Origin of the sequence: Nocardiopsis halotolerans DSM 44410, from assembly GCF_000341065.1 — a bacterium.
GTDB classification, from domain to species: domain Bacteria; phylum Actinomycetota; class Actinomycetes; order Streptosporangiales; family Streptosporangiaceae; genus Nocardiopsis; species Nocardiopsis halotolerans.
Genome location: NZ_ANAX01000052.1, coordinates 1 through 4,415 on the forward strand (window position 1 = coordinate 1; position 4,415 = coordinate 4,415).

The 4,415-nt window shown below is 71.1% G+C and carries 4 protein-coding genes; all 4 read right to left on the reverse strand.

The features are described from left to right. Positions 1–192, reverse strand: a 192-nt coding sequence (locus D455_RS29140; protein WP_040684419.1) for a class I SAM-dependent methyltransferase, incomplete at its 3' end; no start/stop codon positions are given. Positions 193–203: 11 nt separating this feature from the next. Beyond that, the gene (locus D455_RS0104050) at positions 204–575 is read right to left on the reverse strand and encodes an STAS domain-containing protein (protein ID WP_026122295.1); all 372 of its coding nucleotides are present in this window, start codon (positions 573–575) and stop codon (positions 204–206) included. Positions 576–924: 349 nt separating this feature from the next. Further along, the gene (meaB, locus tag D455_RS0104055) at positions 925–1,971 is read right to left on the reverse strand and encodes a methylmalonyl Co-A mutase-associated GTPase MeaB (RefSeq protein WP_017569488.1); all 1,047 of its coding nucleotides are present in this window, start codon (positions 1,969–1,971) and stop codon (positions 925–927) included. A gap of 80 nt (positions 1,972–2,051) precedes the next feature. Further along, a complete protein-coding gene (scpA, locus tag D455_RS0104060; RefSeq protein ID WP_017569489.1) occupies positions 2,052–4,268 on the reverse strand; it encodes a methylmalonyl-CoA mutase in 2,217 nt (738 codons plus the stop codon). Positions 4,269–4,415 lie beyond the last annotated feature (147 nt).

Below are 4,415 nucleotides of genomic sequence, written 5' to 3' on the forward strand. Positions count from 1 at the left end.
CCGCGGCTCCGGGTCGATCGCGTCGACGGCGACGCCCCGGGCGGCCATCACCCGCGCGAACCTGCCGCCACCGCACCCGACGTCGAGCGCGCGGGTGCAGTGCGGGGGCATGTGTCGGAGGAGGTGACCGTGGTAGTGGCTGTTGTGGTCCCAGGAGATGCCGACGGGACCCGGGGGGAGGGTTCGGCTCATGCGACCGGAGGCTATCCGGCCTGGCGCTTGGCCTCCAGTGCCTCCATGGCGGCCACGGCGGTGGCCACGGTCTGGTGGACCGGAACCTGACGGTGCAGGCCGACCAGTCGGACGACCTTGGTGACGCGCTCGTTGAGCGCCGCCAGCGCCAGTGATCCGCCCAGCTCGCGGACGGTTCTGTAGGCGTTGATGATGACGTTCAGACCACTGGAGTCCATGAAGTCCAGACCCGACAGGTCCAGGACCAGCCACGGACCGTGGTCGTGGACAGCGGACTGGATGTGTTCCTGGAGGTCGTCGACGGTCGCGATGTCGAGTTCCCCCTCGATCGCGACGATGACGCTGCGGCTCTCCACCCGCGTGCTCAGCCCAAGCCTGTGCACGTTCACTCCTCCCGGCCCCACGTTGAGATTGGTGAGGGGTCTCGCTTCACCCTACGCAGACCGGCGGACCACGCCCACCCGGCCCGGCACCACTCCCACAGAGCCGGACCGACGAAGGGGGAACGTATGGACGTCCGCGAGCCTGGTAAGTCGTTGGACACACACGGTATAAGCGAACCGCCCGTTCGGGAATGGCATCCCGGAAGAAATTTTCGCCTCTTGGGCACGAACCTCACCGGGAGTGTCCGACATGACACGTTCACCCTCGGTGATTTCACGACATGACGGACGTTCGAGGCGCGTCGACACCGCAGGTGGACACCCCGTCCACGGAACGGTCACCGTGTGTTCACGTCTCCGGGGGCCGGTCACCCCGGGTGAAGGAGTCCAACAGCGCGCGTGCGGCGAGGGTCGCCGTGGTCCCTCCCGAGCGCACCTCCTCCTCCATCCGCGGCAGGAGCGACGCCACCCGATCGTCGCGCAGGAAGGTGTCCATGAGCTGGTCACGGACCTGGTCCCACATCCAGCTGACCCCCTGACGGCTGCGGCGCTCGGCCAGCGCGCCGTCGCGCTCCAGCACCTCCCGGTGCCGTCCCACGGTGTCCCACACCTCGTCGAGCCCGTCACCGGTCATCCCGCTGCACGTCAGCACGGGCGGACGCCAGTCCGGGTGCACCGGTTGGAGCAGCCGCAGCGCCCGCGACAGTTCGCGGGCCGCCTTGCGCGCGTCGTCGGCGTGCGGACCGTCGGCCTTGTTGACCGCGACCACGTCCACCAGTTCCAGCACGCCCTTCTTGATGCCCTGGAGCTGGTCGCCCGTACGGGCCAGCGTGAGGAACAGGAAGCAGTCCACCATGGCGGCGACCGCGACCTCGGACTGACCGACGCCCACCGTCTCCACCAGCACCACGTCGAACCCGGCCGCCTCCATGAGCAGCATGGTCTCCCGGGTGGCCCGGGCGACCCCGCCCAGGGTCCCCGCCGTGGGCGAGGGCCGGATGAACGCGTTCGGGTCCACCGACAGGTGTGCCATCCGGGTCTTGTCCCCCAGGATGCTGCCGCCCGTGCGCGTGGAGGAGGGGTCCACGGCGAGCACCGCCACCCGGTGCCCCGCCCTGGTCAGCCCGGTGCCCAGCGCGTCGATGAACGTGGACTTGCCGACGCCGGGAACGCCGGTGATCCCCACCCGGCTGGCTTCGCCGGTGTGCGGCAGGAGCCGGACCAGCAGCTCCTGCGCGGCGCGGGCGTGGTCCGGCCGGCGGGACTCCACGAGCGTGATCGCCCGGGCCAGGGTCGGCCGGTGCCCCGCCAGGACCCCCTCGGCGAGGGCGTCCACGTCCACGGGTCGGCCCCGCCCCGAACGCCGCGTGTGCGGCGCGCGGCCCTGCTCCGCCACGTTTCCTCCCTCTCCAGGCCCACGGGTCGCGTACCGTCATCCCGGGTCGGCCGCCGGTGACCGGCCGCCGCCCTCCCGTTCTACCCCAGCCGTTCCTCCAGCTGGTCGAGCAGGTCGACGGCGGCCTCGGCGATGACCGTGCCGGGTGGGAAGATCGCCGACGCGCCCGCCTCCCGCAGCGGAGCGAAGTCCGCCGGGGGGACGACCCCGCCGACCACGATCATGATGTCCTCGCGGTCCAGCGCTGCCAGCTCCTCCCGGAGTGCGGGCACCAGGGTGAGGTGCCCGGCCGCCAGTGAGGACACCCCGACCACGTGTACGTCGGCCTCCACGGCCTGGGCGGCGACCTCGGCCGGGGTCTGGAACAGCGGGCCGACGTCGACGTCGAAGCCCAGGTCGGCGAAGGCGGTCGCGATGACCTTCTGGCCGCGGTCGTGCCCGTCCTGGCCCATCTTCGCGACCAGGATGCGGGGGCGGCGGCCCTCCGCCTCGGTGAAGTCGTCCACCCTGCGGGTCACGCGCTCCATGGTCCCCGCCGCGTCGTCGCCGCTCGCCGCCTCGTCCCTGTACACACCCTGAATCGTACGGATCTGCCCGGAGTGGCGGCCGAAGACCCTCTCCATGGCGTCGGAGATCTCGCCGACGGTGGCCTTGGCGCGTGCCGCGTCGACCGCCGCCGCAAGGAGGTTGTCGGTGAGGTCCTCGTCCGCCCTGGACTCGCGGCCCGCCGCGGCGGTGAGCGCGTCGAGCGCGGCGCGCACCCGGTCCTCGTCCCGTTCCCCGCGCAGGCGGCGCAGCTTCTCCAGCTGCTGGGCGCGCACCCGGGAGTTGTCGACCTTGAGGACCTCGATCTCGTCCTCGGTGTCGGGGCGGTACTTGTTGACGCCGATCACCGGCTGGCGGCCGGAGTCGATGCGCGCCTGGGTACGGGCAGCTGCCTCCTCGATGCGCATCTTGGGCAGCCCGGCGTCGATGGCGGCGGCCATGCCGCCCGCCTTCTCGACCTCCTGGATGTGCGCCCACGCCTTGGCGGCCAGTTCCTGGGTGAGGCGCTCCACGTAGTAGCTGCCGCCCCACGGGTCCACCACCCGGGTGGTGCCGGACTCCTGCTGGAGCAGCAGCTGGGTGTTGCGGGCGATGCGCGCGGAGAAGTCGGTGGGCAGGGCCAGGGCCTCGTCCAGGGCGTTGGTGTGCAGCGACTGGGTGTGTCCCTGGGTGGCGGCCATGGCCTCCACGCAGGTGCGGGCCACGTTGTTGAACACGTCCTGGGCGGTGAGCGACCACCCTGAGGTCTGCGAGTGGGTGCGCAGGCTCAGCGACTTGTCCCTGACCGCGCCCAGGTCCCGGACCAGGCGCGCCCAGAGCAGGCGGGCGGCGCGGAGCTTGGCGACCTCCATGAAGAAGTTCATGCCGATCGCCCAGAAGAACGACAGGCGCGGCGCGAACGCGTCCACGTCCAGCCCGGACCGCTGCCCGGCGCGGATGTACTCCACCCCGTCGGCCAGGGTGTAGGCCAGCTCCAGGTCGGCCGTGGCCCCGGCCTCCTGCATGTGGTAGCCGGAGATGGAGATGGAGTTGAAGCGCGGCATCCGCCGCGAGGTGTAGGCGAAGATGTCGGAGATGATCCGCATCGACGGCTGGGGCGGATAGATGTAGGTGTTGCGGACCATGAACTCCTTGAGGATGTCGTTCTGGATGGTCCCGGACAGCTTCTCCGGGGGGACACCCTGCTCCTCGGCGGCCACGATGTAGAGCGCCAGGATCGGCAGCACCGCGCCGTTCATGGTCATGGACACGCTCATCCTGTCCAGCGGGATGCCGTCGAACAGCTGGCGCATGTCGTAGATGGAGTCGATGGCCACGCCCGCCATGCCGACGTCGCCCGCGACGCGGGGGTGGTCGGAGTCGTAGCCGCGGTGGGTGGCCAGGTCGAAGGCGACCGACAGGCCCTTCTGACCGGCCGCCAGGTTGCGGCGGTAGAAGGCGTTGGACTCCTCGGCGGTGGAGAACCCGGCGTACTGGCGGATGGTCCACGGCTGGTTGACGTACATGGTCGGGTAGGGACCCCGCAGGTAGGGCGGGATGCCGGGCAGCCCGTCCACGAAGTCCAGACCCGCGCGGTCGGCGGGTGTGTACAGCGGCTTGACGCCGATGCCCTCGGGGGTCTCCCACTCCAGGGCGTCGGCGGCCTTTCCGGTACCGGCCTCCAGGGCCTCCTGCCAGGCGGCGGTGCCGGATTCGGTACTCCCCGGGAAACCGGGGAGCCGTGGGGCCACGGTGGAGAAGTCGGGGATCATGTGTGCGCCCCCTGGGCTGTGGTGGACGGTGCCGGAGGATCGGTGACCAGGACGTCGACCAGGTCGGTGAGGAGGGCGACGGCGTCGCACCCACGGTGGGCGAAGGCGTCCACACCGGCTTCACGGTAGGCGTCGTCGGGCGCGCCC

What these genes read in the sequence shown, in the direction of transcription:
- scpA (WP_017569489.1), bottom strand. Translation starts at nt 4,268, where the DNA reads ATGATCCCCGACTTCTCCACCGTGGCCCCACGGCTCCCCGGTTTCCCG.